General features: G+C 54.5%; 14 protein-coding genes. 6 read left to right on the forward strand and 8 right to left on the reverse strand.

Annotated features, from left to right (window positions below; translation table 11 throughout):
• Positions 1 to 258 precede the first annotated feature (258 nt).
• The 4 genes from LU682_RS06185 to LU682_RS06200 are packed head-to-tail and all read right to left on the reverse strand — an operon-like array spanning position 259 to position 5,726.
• Positions 259 to 2,202 (reverse strand): TniQ family protein, encoded by a 1,944-nt coding sequence (locus tag LU682_RS06185; protein WP_060489919.1) that lies wholly within the window; start codon positions 2,200 to 2,202, stop codon positions 259 to 261.
• Complete coding sequence (locus tag LU682_RS06190) at positions 2,202 to 3,143, reverse strand: TniB family NTP-binding protein (RefSeq protein WP_004576814.1); 942 nt, start codon at positions 3,141 to 3,143, stop codon at positions 2,202 to 2,204. Before LU682_RS06190 ends, LU682_RS06185 begins: the two co-directional genes overlap by 1 nt.
• Complete coding sequence (locus LU682_RS06195) at positions 3,140 to 5,071, reverse strand: TnsB C-terminal domain-containing protein (RefSeq protein WP_060489917.1); 1,932 nt, start codon at positions 5,069 to 5,071, stop codon at positions 3,140 to 3,142. Before LU682_RS06195 ends, LU682_RS06190 begins: the two co-directional genes overlap by 4 nt.
• Before the next feature lie 4 nt (positions 5,072 to 5,075).
• Complete coding sequence (locus tag LU682_RS06200) at positions 5,076 to 5,726, reverse strand: TnsA endonuclease N-terminal domain-containing protein (protein WP_060489915.1); 651 nt, start codon at positions 5,724 to 5,726, stop codon at positions 5,076 to 5,078.
• 744 nt (positions 5,727 to 6,470) lie between these two features.
• Between LU682_RS06200 and LU682_RS06205 the strand changes: the two genes are divergently transcribed.
• The 3 genes from LU682_RS06205 to LU682_RS29780 all read left to right on the forward strand — a co-directional run bounded on the left by LU682_RS06205 (position 6,471) and on the right by LU682_RS29780 (position 7,609).
• Positions 6,471 to 6,797, forward strand: coding sequence for a hypothetical protein (locus LU682_RS06205; RefSeq protein WP_021783293.1), 327 nt, complete (start codon positions 6,471 to 6,473; stop codon positions 6,795 to 6,797).
• An 85-nt stretch (positions 6,798 to 6,882) separates the two neighbouring features.
• A complete protein-coding gene (locus LU682_RS06210; protein WP_060489911.1) occupies positions 6,883 to 7,218 on the forward strand; it encodes a hypothetical protein in 336 nt (111 codons plus the stop codon).
• 229 nt (positions 7,219 to 7,447) lie between these two features.
• Positions 7,448 to 7,609, forward strand: a complete 162-nt coding sequence (locus tag LU682_RS29780; RefSeq protein WP_353511561.1) for an antitoxin Xre/MbcA/ParS toxin-binding domain-containing protein — start codon at positions 7,448 to 7,450, stop codon at positions 7,607 to 7,609.
• 118 nt (positions 7,610 to 7,727) lie between these two features.
• Here the strand turns inward: LU682_RS29780 and LU682_RS06215 are convergent, their stop codons facing one another.
• Entirely contained in the window at positions 7,728 to 8,081 is a 354-nt protein-coding gene (locus LU682_RS06215) for a hypothetical protein (protein WP_021783295.1), read from the reverse strand.
• Between the two features lie 122 nt (positions 8,082 to 8,203).
• Between LU682_RS06215 and LU682_RS06220 the strand changes: the two genes are divergently transcribed.
• The gene (locus LU682_RS06220) at positions 8,204 to 9,757 is read left to right on the forward strand and encodes a recombinase family protein (protein ID WP_232914935.1); all 1,554 of its coding nucleotides are present in this window, start codon (positions 8,204 to 8,206) and stop codon (positions 9,755 to 9,757) included.
• 110 nt (positions 9,758 to 9,867) lie between these two features.
• Here the strand turns inward: LU682_RS06220 and tnpC are convergent, their stop codons facing one another.
• The 3 genes from tnpC to tnpA all read right to left on the reverse strand — a co-directional run bounded on the left by tnpC (position 9,868) and on the right by tnpA (position 12,119).
• Complete coding sequence (gene tnpC / locus LU682_RS06225; RefSeq protein WP_014754844.1) at positions 9,868 to 11,403, reverse strand: IS66 family transposase; 1,536 nt, start codon at positions 11,401 to 11,403, stop codon at positions 9,868 to 9,870.
• Between the two features lie 63 nt (positions 11,404 to 11,466).
• Complete coding sequence (gene tnpB / locus LU682_RS06230; protein WP_014754843.1) at positions 11,467 to 11,802, reverse strand: IS66 family insertion sequence element accessory protein TnpB; 336 nt, start codon at positions 11,800 to 11,802, stop codon at positions 11,467 to 11,469.
• Complete coding sequence (gene tnpA, locus LU682_RS06235; RefSeq protein WP_014754842.1) at positions 11,799 to 12,119, reverse strand: IS66-like element accessory protein TnpA; 321 nt, start codon at positions 12,117 to 12,119, stop codon at positions 11,799 to 11,801. Before tnpA ends, tnpB begins: the two co-directional genes overlap by 4 nt.
• Before the next feature lie 79 nt (positions 12,120 to 12,198).
• On the opposite strand from tnpA, the gene LU682_RS06240 reads away from it, so the two are divergent.
• Positions 12,199 to 13,041, forward strand: coding sequence for a ParB/RepB/Spo0J family partition protein (locus LU682_RS06240; RefSeq protein WP_175442680.1), 843 nt, complete (start codon positions 12,199 to 12,201; stop codon positions 13,039 to 13,041).
• Complete coding sequence (locus LU682_RS06245; RefSeq protein WP_021783298.1) at positions 13,038 to 13,943, forward strand: ParB/RepB/Spo0J family partition protein; 906 nt, start codon at positions 13,038 to 13,040, stop codon at positions 13,941 to 13,943. Before LU682_RS06240 ends, LU682_RS06245 begins: the two co-directional genes overlap by 4 nt.
• Positions 13,944 to 14,119 lie beyond the last annotated feature (176 nt).

Raw genomic sequence — 14,119 nt, forward strand, 5'->3', positions numbered from 1 at the left:
AACGTCCTGTTCTGCTTCTGCCAGGCAATAAAAAGGCTGCCATTTGGCAGCCTTGTTGATGCTCAGCCCGCGCTCATTCTCATTGGACTGAGAAATGTCACTAAGGAAAATCAAGGGCTGGCGAGGAGTTTATCGCTTGGAGCGAAATTCAATTTCCACTATTGTGTGAAATTTAGCGATTTTTTATCACTTATTTGTGAAATGACTATTATCAAGGGAAAGTATGCCCCGGCATCGTCGGATGGCTCGGCGTCTGACCTACGATTTTAACCTGTTTACTTCGTTGCGATGTAGTAGGCGGACAGTCGGGACATATCCTGGCTCCCCTGGCGATATTGGATTGATTTTTCCCATTCTCACAAGGTTGGTCGAATATCCGATGGGGCCGTCGAGCATCTCATCTGCCTCGCAGAGGCTAACGAACGATAGGCGGTGTTCTTTCAGTTGCGTTAGTCGGTTTTGGGGTATAAAGACCTTGGCACCCAAGCGCAGGTGCTCTACGAAACCGCTTTGGACAAAACGCCGAGAGAAGGTTTGCGGTGACATTGATAGTTCTCTTGCACAGCTTTTTAGCGTAAGCATTCTCTCCAGCAGGGCTTTGGTGTTGAGGACCGAACTCATCGTGAATCTCCGTTTTGCTCCCTGCACACGCGTGAGATGGCCGAGGTCGTGTAGGTGCTTAAGATCATGCAGGGACACTTGCAGCATACGCGCGGCGACAGCACTGACGCATGAATCGTCTGGCTCAGGGGCGCCGCAGCTAGCAGAGGCTCTTTTTCTGCCAGACTTCGATTTATAACGAACCAAGCCTTGGAGCGTTAGGAGTAGCTCCTGACCAAGATCCGTGCGCCGATAGATGGTTACTAGGCCACCGTCAATCAAAGGGCCTGATACTGGCTGCACTCCGAGGTGAAGCAGCTTGGCAGAGAGCGTGGTGCGAGGAAGTGCCAGCTCATCGGCAAGCTGACCGATGAATATGAAATCGGTCGAAAATTGAGCAACAGATGCCGCATTGATCAAAATTTTACCACGTGGACCTTTCTTTAGATGGGGCTGTATAAACCCATTGGAGAGCGCATTGCGTGCCGCCTCAGGATATACTCCGAGCCGGACTGCGGCCTCCTCAATAGTGATGAGGTCGTTGTGGTCGTCACTATGAAGAGCCTCTGGAACACTGAATACGGTATTTGGTGCGTGCTGCTGTGCTTCCAACAATTTGCACAGGTTGATCGCAGAATAGATCCAACGTACTCCTTGTTGCTTCTTTCGCTGAACCAGATTGCGTGACAGCAGTGACTTGAGATTTTTGGTAGATACATTCAAAGCCTTCAGCAGTTCATCTTGATAAAGCTGTAGCTCTGAACAACGGCATGAACCAATGTGCTCGTTCTTGGGGACTTCGGAAATGAGCAAGCGAGAGATTTGATTTCTGATCCATACGTCAGTAGCGGTCATCCAAGGCGCCATGAGTGCTCGAACCGGCAAACAGGGGTACTTTTTGCTTGCGAGAGCGAGCACCTCATTGAATGTTTGCTCATCGCAGTTGGCGACGCGTGCCGCCATTTCGAGAATCATCAAGCGCTGGGGGTGTGCTTCATAGCGAAGTGCCCGCAGTGCAAACATAAAACGGTCCAGTGCATCCTGGTCCCCTCTTCTGAAGAAGTCCAGAACCAGATGGGAGGCTTGAGACTGAGAGGCTGCGGTAGGACTAATGCAGAGATCGAAGCCGCAGCGGCAGTGGTTACCCACCAACTGGGTCCATTGAATCGGCTTCTGGCAGTTAGGGCAGGCGAACTCGTATCGACATTCATGGTAGGGGCAGGTATCCAGCCAGATGAGGTCTTGAATCGCGCGATGACCAACGTTCCGAAGGCATTCTGGGCAGAAACAGTAGGCTTCGGCACGGATCGATGCCGCTGGGACTAGCAGTCCCATCACTTCCACCGGACTTTCGCTTGTGGGGCCTCTCTGGGTATAAAAGCTTCGTCGGAATTGCCCCCCATTGAGAGCGGTGTTTTTGCTGAGTTCAGTGACTAGTTTCGAGTGTCGCATTTGCCATGCAAAGGGTTGTCGAGACTCCTTGGAGCCCATGGCTCTGGCCATTGCAGTGACTGAGCCGAACCCATTGGCCAGCGCGGTACGGATCAGGACATTGCGTGGACTTTCTTCGTCAGATCCATGAGCGAGGAAAAAAAGCTTCATTAACTCATCCTCCCGGCGATGATTCGGTCGAGCGACGCCGGGGGCAAACGGAAGGGATTATTGGGGCATTTGGCGGTTGGGATGAACGACAGGTCCACCGCTTTTGCGAGATCTTCATGGGTAAAGCATCCATCGTCCCGTAGGAGAGCGGCTTTAAGGGCATCGCTGAGCAGTTGCCTAATCCCATTCATGTTTCCGCCGCTGGCCAGGTACATTGCCTTTAGGTGTTGATCCGCGCAGATGTTCATACAGCTTGTGAACTCGCCAACCTCTTTCAGGGTGTTTCCCAGTGCACGGAGGGTTTTGCTGAATACCGATTTTGGATCTAGCGTCGAATAGGTAAATTCGGTCATTTGGTGACGATAAGGATAGCGTCGAGAAAGTTGCGGGTGGGCATTGATGATCTCTTCGCAACGTGGTATGCCAACAATAGCTATAGGGACGAGGGTTTCGTTCAAAAGAGTGCGAACCCAGTCGCAGACCTGCTCCCTTGATTTTTCAGCACCTTTTCTGAGCAGATTATCGAATTCGTCAAGGACTATCAGTTGTGTTTGGCAAGTTTCTAGCAAAACAACAAGACGGTTAAAAAGTGTCGAGTTATTACCTGAGGTATTGGTGGATCCCAGCTTTTCAAGCATGCTAACAGTCAGCGTTTTTATGGTTGCTCCAGCATTGAGCGAACAGTAGAATGCCGGCACAATCTCTCTGGTTCCATGCTCATCGGTAACGACGCTTCTTGCACCGAAACGGCTCATCGCAACCTTGCAAACAGTAGACTTCCCTGTACCAGGCTCTCCAACGATGAGCGCAGAGGCTGGCTCACCGCGCACCTGAGTGGTTTCTACGCTACGATAAATGCAATCAAGCGCTTGGGTGTACTCAGGGTGGCTGACAATGCACTCTGCGAACTGCGATAGTTTGTCGGTAATAGTTTTGGTCATGGTTTCTTCCTGGGTAGTTGAATGGTTTGATAGTCGTCTTCCTCGGAGTCATCGACTTCGTTACCTCGGATGTCTTGTTTGATAAGGGCATTGTCAGTTTCCTGGGGCTCTAGCTCGTGATCATGGTCTGGAGGGAATTCGTGGGTAATATCAAGAGAGCGCTGTTGGATTAGCGCGTCTTGCAATTGCTGACGTTTGCGTCGTTCGCTCCGTGTTTTTCCGTTGCTGATTTCTGTGTGAATTCTGAGCAGGGCTTTTCTTGCGTCAGTTTCGTCATACGCTTTTTTCTCAGCCTTGAGTTTTTCTTGCACAAGTTCGTGCTCGTACATCGATAGGCCATATTGATAATCAGTGACTGCGTCAGCTGTGTAGAAAACGTGGCTTCCCGGTGCATGTACATAGGCAGTGCCGAGGTCAGAGCGGTCATACAAAACCTCTACAGATTGGCCCGCTCCAACCACCTCTGCGAGGTGTGAGAGGCCGGGTCCGGTCCAGGCCAAATTTTTATGTCTAACTCGTCCTTTGTTAATTGTGCAGCGGAAGCTTGCCATGCACAGAAAAGAAACGTTTTCCGGCGAGAAGACCTTTGGTGGGTTAATCGGATCGATGCTTTGCTTCCACATCTCTAGCGTTGGAAGGCTGCGCTGACCGTGTCTTCGCTTGTGATAATAATTGTGTACCCAATCTTCAAAAATATTCCGCAGTTTTGCCAACGTGAACGTTGCTTCGGTTGTGGAGTTGTAATCACCTTTTTCTGCTGGGTTTGATTTTGTTGTTCCCTCTAGGCAATGAATTAGCTGTTTGTTGAGCGTCTTGAAAAATGACTCAATAAACGGCTTTTGATCAGGTTGTCCTCGTGCGCAAAACCTTATTTGGAAGCCAAGTCGTTGGGCAGTTGCTAGAAGGGAGGCGTTGTAGAATTCGGAACCGTTGTCAACGACCAACTCCTCAGGTAGTCCGGCTGGAGAGCCATCCTCTCGTTCAGTCAGTGCATGGCGCAATGCGCTAGCGGTCTTCTCGTAGCAGGGCGGTGTCATCGACAACGACCAACCAATTAGTGCTCCCGAGTAGGTATCTATGAGCATAGTCAGATAGGGTCTACCAATATTCAGGCCAAAGTCGTCGACCAGCTCAACATCTAGTTCTTGCGTATCGGCCTCAACTCTTGCGAGTAGGCGGCGTGAACAGTGAATGCTAGTGCCAAACTTATGTTTATTGGCAGCTGCTTTTTTCCCCAGGCGTGCGCAATCGGCCACATATGTGGGAATAGCATTCACTGCGCGGTAAAACGTCGCTGTGGAAGGAATGTCTAGATCCGTCGTTCGGTCTTCATTCAAAACCTCGATATGGCCTCTCATGAGTTGGTAGACGCAGGAGGCTGGTAGCCGGGTTGGCGTCAAATAGTAATTTTTTATGTAGTCTTGCATAATGTCGAGGGCCTCTGGTTCGAGCCTCTTAGCGCGCTGGCATTTACTCTGCGGTGCCTTTAGTAGCGCAAAAATATTCTGACCGCTCTCTACGTAGCGTTTCATCAGATTGTATATTTTTGTGTATTTTGGCGGCTTTGGGTCGCCGCGTTCTGATGCTAGATTCTGCAACTCAGCGAGAGTGCTCTCACGTGGCAGTGAACCATGAAATTTTTCGTGTAGCTTGCGAATGTAGTAAGCGATATTGTCCAGTTTGAGTTGTTCAGAAGCATCGAGATGGATCATTCTTAGTGCTTCAGTTTCATTCAAAATGGCACTGCGAGCAGGGACCAGTTGTCCCTGTTGTAGGCGCTTATCAATTTCACTGTCAAGGAGGTTTATCACTCCCTTGTGGTTGACGCCTCGTAGCTGAAAGTAGCCATTGTAAAAGCTAACTACTTCCATCAGTTCACCATTGAACAGGTAGCGAGCGCCCAGGCGCACTTCATGACGCTTTTCCATGCCCTTATCTCCAGTCAACTCGGCTGTCTTGGGTGAGGGGCTTACTCCAGTCGAGATGCAGGTCCTGATTGAAAATCGCCGCAGCTATCGCGCCAGGGGAAGGTGGCGAAGGCAGGTCCAGTAGCTCGCGAATGCGCAACGGCGGAGTCAGGGCGCCAAGTCGGTCACGCAGGTAGTCGAGTTCCAGTGGCGAAACGGCCCGTGACTGGTTATAGGCCTGGATCAGGTTGTTCAAGAGTGGCTGGCGGCGTATTTGTCGCTCTGTCAGCAGTTCGAAGTCAGCGCCTCGGGATTCGACGAGCTGCTTGGCTGCTTGGTAGAGGGCAAGGGACTTCGGTTTTTGAAAGACGTTGTCGGGTTTTACCTCAACAAAGCGGATGGGCCTATCTGCGTACTGAACGACGAAATCTGGCACGTAGGTGTGAGCCTTGCCCTCTACCAGCACGTGCAGCCGCTCGGGTTGTTCTCGGTAGGCTATGACATTCCGATCCTGTTCCCAGTGAAAGCAGGCGTCTGCTTCCAGCCGTGTTTCACAGATAATCAGCGAGCCATTCTTTCGAGAGGGAAAGACCGTGGTTTGTTTCCCATATTTGCTGCGCCCAATCAATCTTTCGGGCGAGGGGAGGCCACCGCCAGAACTGCGGATTTTTTTCATGATGTATACCCTATTGGTAGCGTTACTTAGGCTGGTACTAAGGCATCAGCTTGTCAAACGGCTGTCAGATAGATGGTCATAACATCATGGTTCGGTCCTGGTCGGTTCGTTTGCTAGATTGACTGGTTGATGAGAAAATCGGATTAATCAAGGGGTTGAAAAGTTATATCTATATTTTCCTATTATTATTTTATAGAAATCACGGAGCATTGCCTGACGAGTGGCTAGGCGCCATGTCTAGTGGAACTCGGTAAGCTTACAGGTCAAGTAAGTTTTTCCTGCCGAAACGACAGGGGGTAGCAGAAAGCTGAAAGCTCGCTGATCAGCGATTGAGGAAGGGTAATAAGTATTGCAAGGGGAGGGAAAGTGCTTTCATTCTTGCTTCGCGCATTGATTAGATGCCGCCAGAGTATAACAAGGCTTGCCATGAAAGTCAATAGCTGGCTTCGCGTTAGAGTAGATCGACTTTTCGCCAAGGAGGGGCTAAGGATCGCCCCATGCGGCGTAGGGCGGCCTATTTAGACGGTGACGCTGGCTGTGTCGAGCGGCTCAAGCCAGTTCAAGACTGTTTCCGCCAAGGCTAACCATGCGGAGGTCGCCGGAGTGGTCGTGGACTTGGCTAATCGGTGAGTGGCCATTGAACTTGAACTAATAGTCCTATGGGCCTCAAAAGTTGACAAGGACTTTCGGTATACTAAATTTCCAGTGCTGACCAAGGGCAAATTCTTCCCAAGGTAAATCAATATGTTGATGCCGCGTCAAAATATTGTCCTCCTTTTGTTCTGCTCCGATATTCGTAAGCTGACGATTCGGGATCCTGAAATTTTGCTGGTTCAGCCCCATGATCTCCCCGATTTTCCAGAGCGCGGGGTGGAGCTGATTTCGTTCAGGTATAGACGTGAAGTGGTGCAACTGAGTTTGCAGTTGACGCTGTTGTTAGGGACCTGTGTGCGGATTTATCCCATTGGCGAATGCACCAAGGGTAAGCTGAAGAGAAAGTTATCCTCCGCCCAGGGATTATATCGGGTGCTGACATTGTGGCACCTGGATCAGAACTCTACTCGTCATTAATAGCTAGATCGTAAAGCTAGATTTTTCGTAAACCTACCAAGTTTACAAGAAGATCAGGTTTACGATCGGGAAACAGGTGAAGCAAATGCAGGGGAAGGATTGGACGCAGCAGATCAAGGCTCTGGACCTAGACCTCGGTCCCGATTTTGCTGGCTGGCAACGTTTCGCCAATGCTTTACAGCTTGCTGCACTGGATTACGACTTCAAGCTCACCCTTGTAAAGCCCATGGATGGTTACCTGAGGATTGAGGAACCATTCGCGCCACTGCACATACAGACCTTAGCCATGGCAGTGGAATACGTGACCGACGCGATCTGCCAACGCTGTGGGAAGCCTGGGCCGCAGCGTCTGGTAAGCGCGAGGCGCGTTTGGAAACTCTGTGCTCGCTGCCAGGCAGCCTTGGCGGTGCGAAATGAGTAATCCAAGTCCATCTTGTGCCGGTTGTGGCTGTGTTCTCCTGACCGAAGACCTCAGCAGCACTTGGGCTATTGTTGCCCGCCCGGCGCAGGGGGAGGGGGTGTTAAAGCTTTGCCTGCGCTGCACTACTCGCGTCGCAATGGCCCTCTGGCCTCAGTTGGCTGCGCTGGTAATGCCTACGACCGAGTGCCCAGAAGACGTTCTGGCCATGGTAGGAGTCATTCATCAGGTTATGGCGTTCTTCAGTCACGATCCATCGTGCGCTTCGCGTTGGTTCTCATCGCCTGTCATCGGTCTTGCTGGGCAATGTCCCAAAGACCTTGTTCAAAGTGAAGCAGGCCGCGAAGAGATCTTGAGGTTGCTTGGGCAGTTGGCGCATGGTGTGCCGCCATGAGCCAACTTGAACCGTTGTCCTTTGGGGGGCGACAAGACGGCCTGCCAGCTAAGGGCCTCTCACCGTAATCCTATTGTGTCCCACTTGCGTGATCGGAGTGGGCCTCCGCAAAGGTCCGTCAGTGAGCGCTGCCTGGACCCAGGCAAGCCTCGATCATGTCCGCGACGTCAAGTAAGCGCTCGCGCAAAGCGGGAAGCCAGACGACTGCCACGGACGAGTTCCGCTGTGCCAATTCAAGCACTGCCTGAAGCGCATGGTCTGAATGCCGCATCAATTCAACCAAATGAAGGCCGCTGGGACCATGGCTGCCCGCCAGCCAGTGCTTAGCGGTACGCTCACTGGCATCGGTCCAATGGCGCAGCGTCTTGATTGCGCGATGTGACATGCCCAATTCGGTGCGTAAGGCTGCGGCTACGGCGCTGGCGTAGATTTCTGCGTTGATTGGAAATGGGTTGCCCGTTTTCGCGATCATTTTTCTGTGTCTCCTCTTTATATTCGTTTGTGGCGTATCTGACGAAGACCGGTAGGCGTGGTGAGGTCTACGGCTTGGCATGGGTGTAGACCACAAGCTGCTGAGGGGGCATCGATCAACAAATGAGACGAGCACAGCTATCCCTGGCAGAGGGCAGCAATAGAGCCGCTGCCTACGTCCGCATGTCGACGGAACACCAGCAGTACTCCACTGAGAACCATCTGGATGCGATCCGCGTTTATGCCGCAGCGCATGAGCTGGAGATCGTCCGGGTGTACACCGATGCAGGGAAAAGTGGCTTGAGCCTGGATGGTCGGGAAGCTCTTCAGCAGCTACTTCGAGACGTTGACGCGGGTCAGTCCGAGTTCTCTGTGGTTCTGGTCTATGACGTAAGTCGCTGGGGGCGCTTTCAGGACCCTGATGTGAGCGCCAGCTACGAAGTTCGATGTCGGCAGGCGGGTGTCAGGGTCGAATACTGCGCCGAACAGTTCGTTAACGATGGCTCTCCGGTCTCCAGCATCATCAAGAGTGTTAAGCGCATGATGGCCGGTGAGTACAGCCGTGAGCTGTCCGTCAAGGTATTTGCGGGGCAGTCGCGCCTGATCGAGTTGGGCTACCGACAAGGAGGCCCGGCTGGCTATGGATTGCGTCGTCAACTTATCGATCAGACTGGGCAGCCTAAAGCAATCTTGGGTCGGGGAGAGTACAAAAGCCTTCAGACGGATCGGGTGATCCTCACGCCAGGTCCGGAGTCCGAGCAACAGGTCGTTCAAGACATTTACCAGGCCTTTGTAAGGGAAGGTCGAACCGAAGCTGAAATTGCAACGCAACTGAATCGGCGTGGCCTGCTAACAGACTTCCAGCGGCCGTGGACACGGGGTGTAGTGCATCAGGTCCTGATCAACGAAAAGTACATCGGTAACAACGTCTGGAATCGCACGTCTGGCAAGTTGAAACAGCCCCGTACACCTAATCCAGTTGATCAGTTGGTGCGGGCCGACGGTGCCTTCTCCTCAGTGGTCGACCACGCCTTGTTTCTCGCGGCGCAGGCCATCATCCGTGCGCGGTCACGGCACTGGACTGATGAGCAAATGCTGGCCGCGCTGAAGCAACTATTTGCGGAGCGAGGCTGTCTGTCTGGTTTGATCATTGATGAGCAAGAGGATTGCCCCTCCAGCAGTTGTTATCGCCAACGCTTTGGTAGTTTGCTACGCAGCTACAGCCTGATTGGTTATTCACCCGCACGGGACTACAGCTTTCTGGAGGCCAATCGCCGGCTGCGAGAGCTGTATCCGCAGATCTTGGTCGACACGCAGGAGCGCATTCGTCTTGTCGGTGGACGCATCTCGGTCGACCCTCAGACCCAACTGGTTTGGGTTAATGATGAGTTCTCGATCTCGGTGGTGCTGTGCCGCTGTCAATGTTCAGAGTCAGTGCGCAGGCGTTGGCAGCTGCGCTTTGATTTCGGTTTGTTACCTGACCTTACTGTCGCGGTTCGCATGCTCCCCGGTGAGCAGGAGGTGCTTGATTACTACCTCTTTCCCATGATCGATTTGGCGGCCCCTCACCTGCGTCTGGGAGATACTAATCCGCGCGAATTGGAACTCTACCGGTTCGACAGCTTGGATATCCTGGCGGCCCTGAGTCGACGTATACCCCTGGGGAGCGCTGCGTAATGGCCACATCGGGAGAGCATCTTGCACTACATGTGGCGCAGGCGGCGCCTATTGCGCAGATCCCACTCGCGGATATTCGGTAAGCGTCCGCCCAACTCACCTTGCGTAAGTCAGGCCGGTACCCACTGATGCGGCAGCAACTGCCCGATCTCACTGGCCCGTTGGGTCGGCAGCCGCGTCAGCACATCCTTGAGATAGGCATACGGATCATGCCCATTCATGCGTGCCGACTGGATCAAGCTCATGATCGCCGCCGCGCGTTTGCCGCTGCGCAACGACCCGGCAAACAACCAGTTCGAGCGCCCGAGTGCCCATGGCCGTATCTGGTTCTCGACCTGGTTGTTGTCGATGGGCACAGCCCCATCGTCCAGGTAGCGCGTCAGCGCTACCCAGCGTTTCAGGCTGTAATCGAGGGCTTTGGCCGTGGCTGATCCGTTGGGCACCAGGTCACGCTGGGCCAACATCCACTCATGCAGTGTTTTGCTGATCGGTACCGCTAGTTCCTGACGTATTCGCCAACGATCTTCATCACTCATGTCTCGCGCCTGGCGTTCGACCTCGTACAGGCCGCTGATCGAGTGCAGCGCCTGTTCGGCCAATTGGCTTTTGTTCGCCACATGCAGATCGAAAAACTTGCGACGGGCGTGGGCCATGCAACCGATTTCAGTGATGCCTTGTTCAAACCCGGCTTTGTAGCCAGCGAAGTCGTCGCAGACCAGCTTGCCGTTCCAGTCACCCAGGAAGTTGCGCGCATGTTCGCCAGCACGGCTTGGGCTGAAGTCGTAAACCACCGCCTTGAGCGCCGAAAACGGCGTGGTGCTGTAGGCCCAGACATAAGCCCGGTGGGTTTTCTTCTCGCCTGGCGCAAGCATTTGCACCGGTGTTTCGTCGGCGTGGATCACACCCTGGTTCAGCACCGCTTCACGCAGTGCATCGACCAACGGCTGAAGTCGCACACCGGTTTGTCCAACCCACTGCGCCAGGGTCGAGCGAGCAATTGCCAGCCCGGCGCGGCCAAAAATCTTCTCCTGCCGATACAGCGGCAAGTGATCGGCAAACTTGGCCACCATCACGTGGGCCAACAAACCTGAGGTCGGGATACCTTTATCGATAACCTGCGCCGGCACCGGCGCCTGGATCAGTGTTTCACACTGACGGCAGGCCCATTTGCCCCGCACATGTTGCTCGACGGTAAACACGCCCGGCGTGTAATCCAGCTTTTCGCTGACGTCTTCGCCGATGCGTTGGAGCTGGCAACCACAGGCGCACTGAGTGTTTTCGGGTTCATGGCGAATGACGGTGCGTGGAAACTGCGGCGGCAAGGGCGCACGTTTCGGGGATTGCCGTGGTTCGGACTGTGGCGCAGCTGGGAGGAGCTGTTTTAGCTCGGCCTCGATAGCTTCAAGGTCTGTGTCGAGCAGGTCATCCAGCAAGCTGCTTTGAGCCGGGCTGATTTGCTCGCTGCGCTTGGCAAACTTGTGCCGTTTGAGCAGGGCGATTTCGAACTTGAACTGTTCGATGAGGATTTCATCGTTTTGGATCTTCCTGCTCATCGCCTCGACCTGTGATTGCAACTGCAACGCCTGTGCCGCCAAGGCACGAAGCTGTTCCGGGGTCATCTGGTCGAGGTTGGGCGAGAAAGTCATGCCGCCGATTGTGCCAGAGCAGGCGCGGGACGACGACAAGTAGACCGGCCAAATGGCCGGCGTTTACAGCATGCTGATCACACCGCCGGCGCCAACGCGCTGCCACGGCAAGCCCAGTACCAACGCCTGGAGTTGTTCGTTGTCGAGCTCGACCTCGCAGCCATGGCGAATGCCGGGCCAGTGGAACTTGCCTTGGTTCAGTCGCCGTGCGGCAAGCCAGACGCCCACGCCGTCGTGCACCAGCACTTTCATCCGGTTGGCCCGGCGATTGGCGAACAGATAAGCGCAGTGCGGCTTCGCCGCACCAAACACCGCGATTACTCGGGCTAAAGCGGTTTCGGTACCGGCGCGCATGTCCATCGGCTCGGTGGCCAGCCAGATCGCATCGATGCGGATCATTGAGAGACAGCCCGGATAAATTGCGCGCAGCCCTCAGGATCTGAGGTTGGCCATTTCACCGTGATCACTTGCCCGGCCATGGGCAACTCGATGATCACTGACGCCTCGACTGGCCGTTTAGGTGGGGCTTTTAGCGGGACGAAAGCCGGTAGTGAAGCTGCTGCAGGCTGATCTCGATAGAGCGGCAGCCATTTGCGGATGACGTTGGCATTGATGCCGTGGCTGATGGCAACACTGGACACCGTCGCGCCAGGTTGCAGGCATTCCTGAACGACTTGGGCTTTGAATGGTTTCGGATAAGAGCTTCGTTGGCGCATGGAAATCCTGGCGATAAGGGTGATCGCGTCCGCTTAAAAATACGCGGACACCATCGCCCTTAATGCTGGAGTTCGGAAGGTGAGTTCGCCGGACGCTTACGATATTCGCGTGCTCAATCCGCGTAGTCGCAATCAACAAGTGTTTGCACGCTTGGTGGAAAACATTGCGAGCCTGGGGTTGAAACGACCGATCACGGTGACCCGCAACGGTTCGAGTTTCGACCTGATCTGTGGGCAGGGGCGCTTCGAAGCCTTCAAGGTCCTGGGGGAGTCGGCCATACCGGCGGTCGTGGTGACGGCGGCTGAGGCGGACCGCTATCTCATCAGCCTGGTAGAGAATCTGGCGCGACGCAAGCACTCGAACCGCGACTTGCTGATGGCGATTAACGTACTGCACGAGCGTGGTTACTCCATCAGGCAGATTGCCCAGAAAACCTGCTTGGACCGTGCCTATGTTGGCGGCATTCTGATCCTGTTGCGGCAAGGAGAGGAGCGCCTGATCGCTGCCGTCGAAAAGGGCTGGCTACCGATTAAAGTCGCGATCCATGTGGCACGGTCTGACGATGGCCAGGTCCAGGCCGCCATGGTCGAAGCCTATGAAAGTGGATTGTTGAAAGGAGATGAACTCATCAAGGTGCGCCGTCTGATCGACCGAAGACGCGTTCTTGGCAAGGGCTATGGTAGGCAGCATGGAGGCGAGCGCATGACCACTCCTCGCCAGCTGCTGACCGCCTATCAGAGTGAGGTGCGCCGTCAGCGCCTGATGGTGAAGAAGGCGGACATCGGTGAGCAACGATTGCTCTTCGTCGTGACCGCATTGCGTCGGTTGTTGGCCGATGAATTTTTCCGGTCAATGTTACGCAGTGAAGGTATTGATGATATGCCGCAGGTATTGGCCGAGCGTATTCAGGGGGACCCATGACTGTCGTCAAGCGTGCCTTTGAGCCCGATTTGATTACCGTCCGCTTACCGCTGATCCTGCCCTCTCGCCAAGTCACCCACGATATGCTGACGTCCGTCAAGTATGCGGCGATTTTGGCCTCCATCCGTGAGTTGGGCGTGGTCGAGCCGCTCGCGGTGCATCCCGAGCCGGTTCACGGGACGGGAGGGGAGCCCCGTTATCTACTGTTGGATGGTCATTTGCGGCTAGCTGCGCTCGTACAGTTGGGGGCGGAAGACGCGTTGTGCCTGTTGGCGACAGATGACGAAGGTTTTACCTACAACCGGCAGGTCAACCGACTTACCCCGATTCAAGAGCACAAGATGATTCTGGAGGCGATTCGCAAAGGAACGACCGCCGAGCGGATTGCCGAAGTCTTGAGCGTCAACGTTGGACGCATCCGCGAGCGCCAGCATTTGCTGCGGGGGATTGCGCCGGAAGTCGCTGAGATGCTGAAAACGCGAATGGTCAGTCAGGCGGTCTTTCGCGTGCTGCGCAAGATGAAGCCGATGCGCCAGATCGAATTAGTCGAGATGATGATGTCGGCTAACTGCTTTACTGGCCGCTACGCCGAAATGGTCTTGGCCGCAACGCGTCCTGAACAGCTGGTCGAGGCAAAGAAAGTCAGTGAGGGCGTGACTGCTGAAGACATTGCACGCATGGAGCGGGAGATGGAAAAGCTCTACCACGACTACCGGTTGGTTGAAGACACCCTTGGCGAAACCATGCTGGTACTCGTGGTTGCCAAGGGCTATGTGTCTCGCATGCTGCGCAATCAGACTATCGCCGCTTACTTGGAGCGTTTCGAGCCTGACCTGGTGCGGGAGCTGGCGGGGGTTGTGGAAGCGGTCACCGCCGATGCTCGTAGTCTGGAGCGTGAATAGACCTCTCCGCTGTGCTGAACGGCGGCGCGCGCCAGGCACTCACTGAGCGGCGCCAGCAAACGGCATCTCGGGTGAGGCTCCGGTTCGTCGCACGGTCGGCCTGTATCGCGGGGGCGATCCCCGGAGGGATCGCCTCGCGTAAGCAGAGCCGCTACTACCGGATCGGCATTCGGCAG

The organism is Pseudomonas alloputida, from assembly GCF_021283545.2.
Taxonomy (GTDB): Bacteria; Pseudomonadota; Gammaproteobacteria; order Pseudomonadales; family Pseudomonadaceae; genus Aquipseudomonas; species Aquipseudomonas alloputida.

What these genes read in the sequence shown, in the direction of transcription:
- LU682_RS06205 (WP_021783293.1), top strand. Translation starts at nt 6,471, where the DNA reads ATGTTGATGCCGCGTCAAAATATTGTCCTCCTTTTGTTCTGCTCCGAT.
- LU682_RS29780 (WP_353511561.1), top strand. Translation starts at nt 7,448, where the DNA reads ATGGCGTTCTTCAGTCACGATCCATCGTGCGCTTCGCGTTGGTTCTCA.
- tnpB (WP_014754843.1), bottom strand. Translation starts at nt 11,802, where the DNA reads ATGATCCGCATCGATGCGATCTGGCTGGCCACCGAGCCGATGGACATG.
- LU682_RS06185 (WP_060489919.1), bottom strand. Translation starts at nt 2,202, where the DNA reads ATGAAGCTTTTTTTCCTCGCTCATGGATCTGACGAAGAAAGTCCACGC.
- LU682_RS06220 (WP_232914935.1), top strand. Translation starts at nt 8,204, where the DNA reads ATGAGACGAGCACAGCTATCCCTGGCAGAGGGCAGCAATAGAGCCGCT.
- tnpC (WP_014754844.1), bottom strand. Translation starts at nt 11,403, where the DNA reads ATGACTTTCTCGCCCAACCTCGACCAGATGACCCCGGAACAGCTTCGT.
- LU682_RS06215 (WP_021783295.1), bottom strand. Translation starts at nt 8,081, where the DNA reads ATGATCGCGAAAACGGGCAACCCATTTCCAATCAACGCAGAAATCTAC.
- LU682_RS06195 (WP_060489917.1), bottom strand. Translation starts at nt 5,071, where the DNA reads ATGGAAAAGCGTCATGAAGTGCGCCTGGGCGCTCGCTACCTGTTCAAT.
- LU682_RS06210 (WP_060489911.1), top strand. Translation starts at nt 6,883, where the DNA reads ATGCAGGGGAAGGATTGGACGCAGCAGATCAAGGCTCTGGACCTAGAC.
- LU682_RS06200 (WP_060489915.1), bottom strand. Translation starts at nt 5,726, where the DNA reads ATGAAAAAAATCCGCAGTTCTGGCGGTGGCCTCCCCTCGCCCGAAAGA.
- LU682_RS06245 (WP_021783298.1), top strand. Translation starts at nt 13,038, where the DNA reads ATGACTGTCGTCAAGCGTGCCTTTGAGCCCGATTTGATTACCGTCCGC.
- tnpA (WP_014754842.1), bottom strand. Translation starts at nt 12,119, where the DNA reads ATGCGCCAACGAAGCTCTTATCCGAAACCATTCAAAGCCCAAGTCGTT.
- LU682_RS06190 (WP_004576814.1), bottom strand. Translation starts at nt 3,143, where the DNA reads ATGACCAAAACTATTACCGACAAACTATCGCAGTTCGCAGAGTGCATT.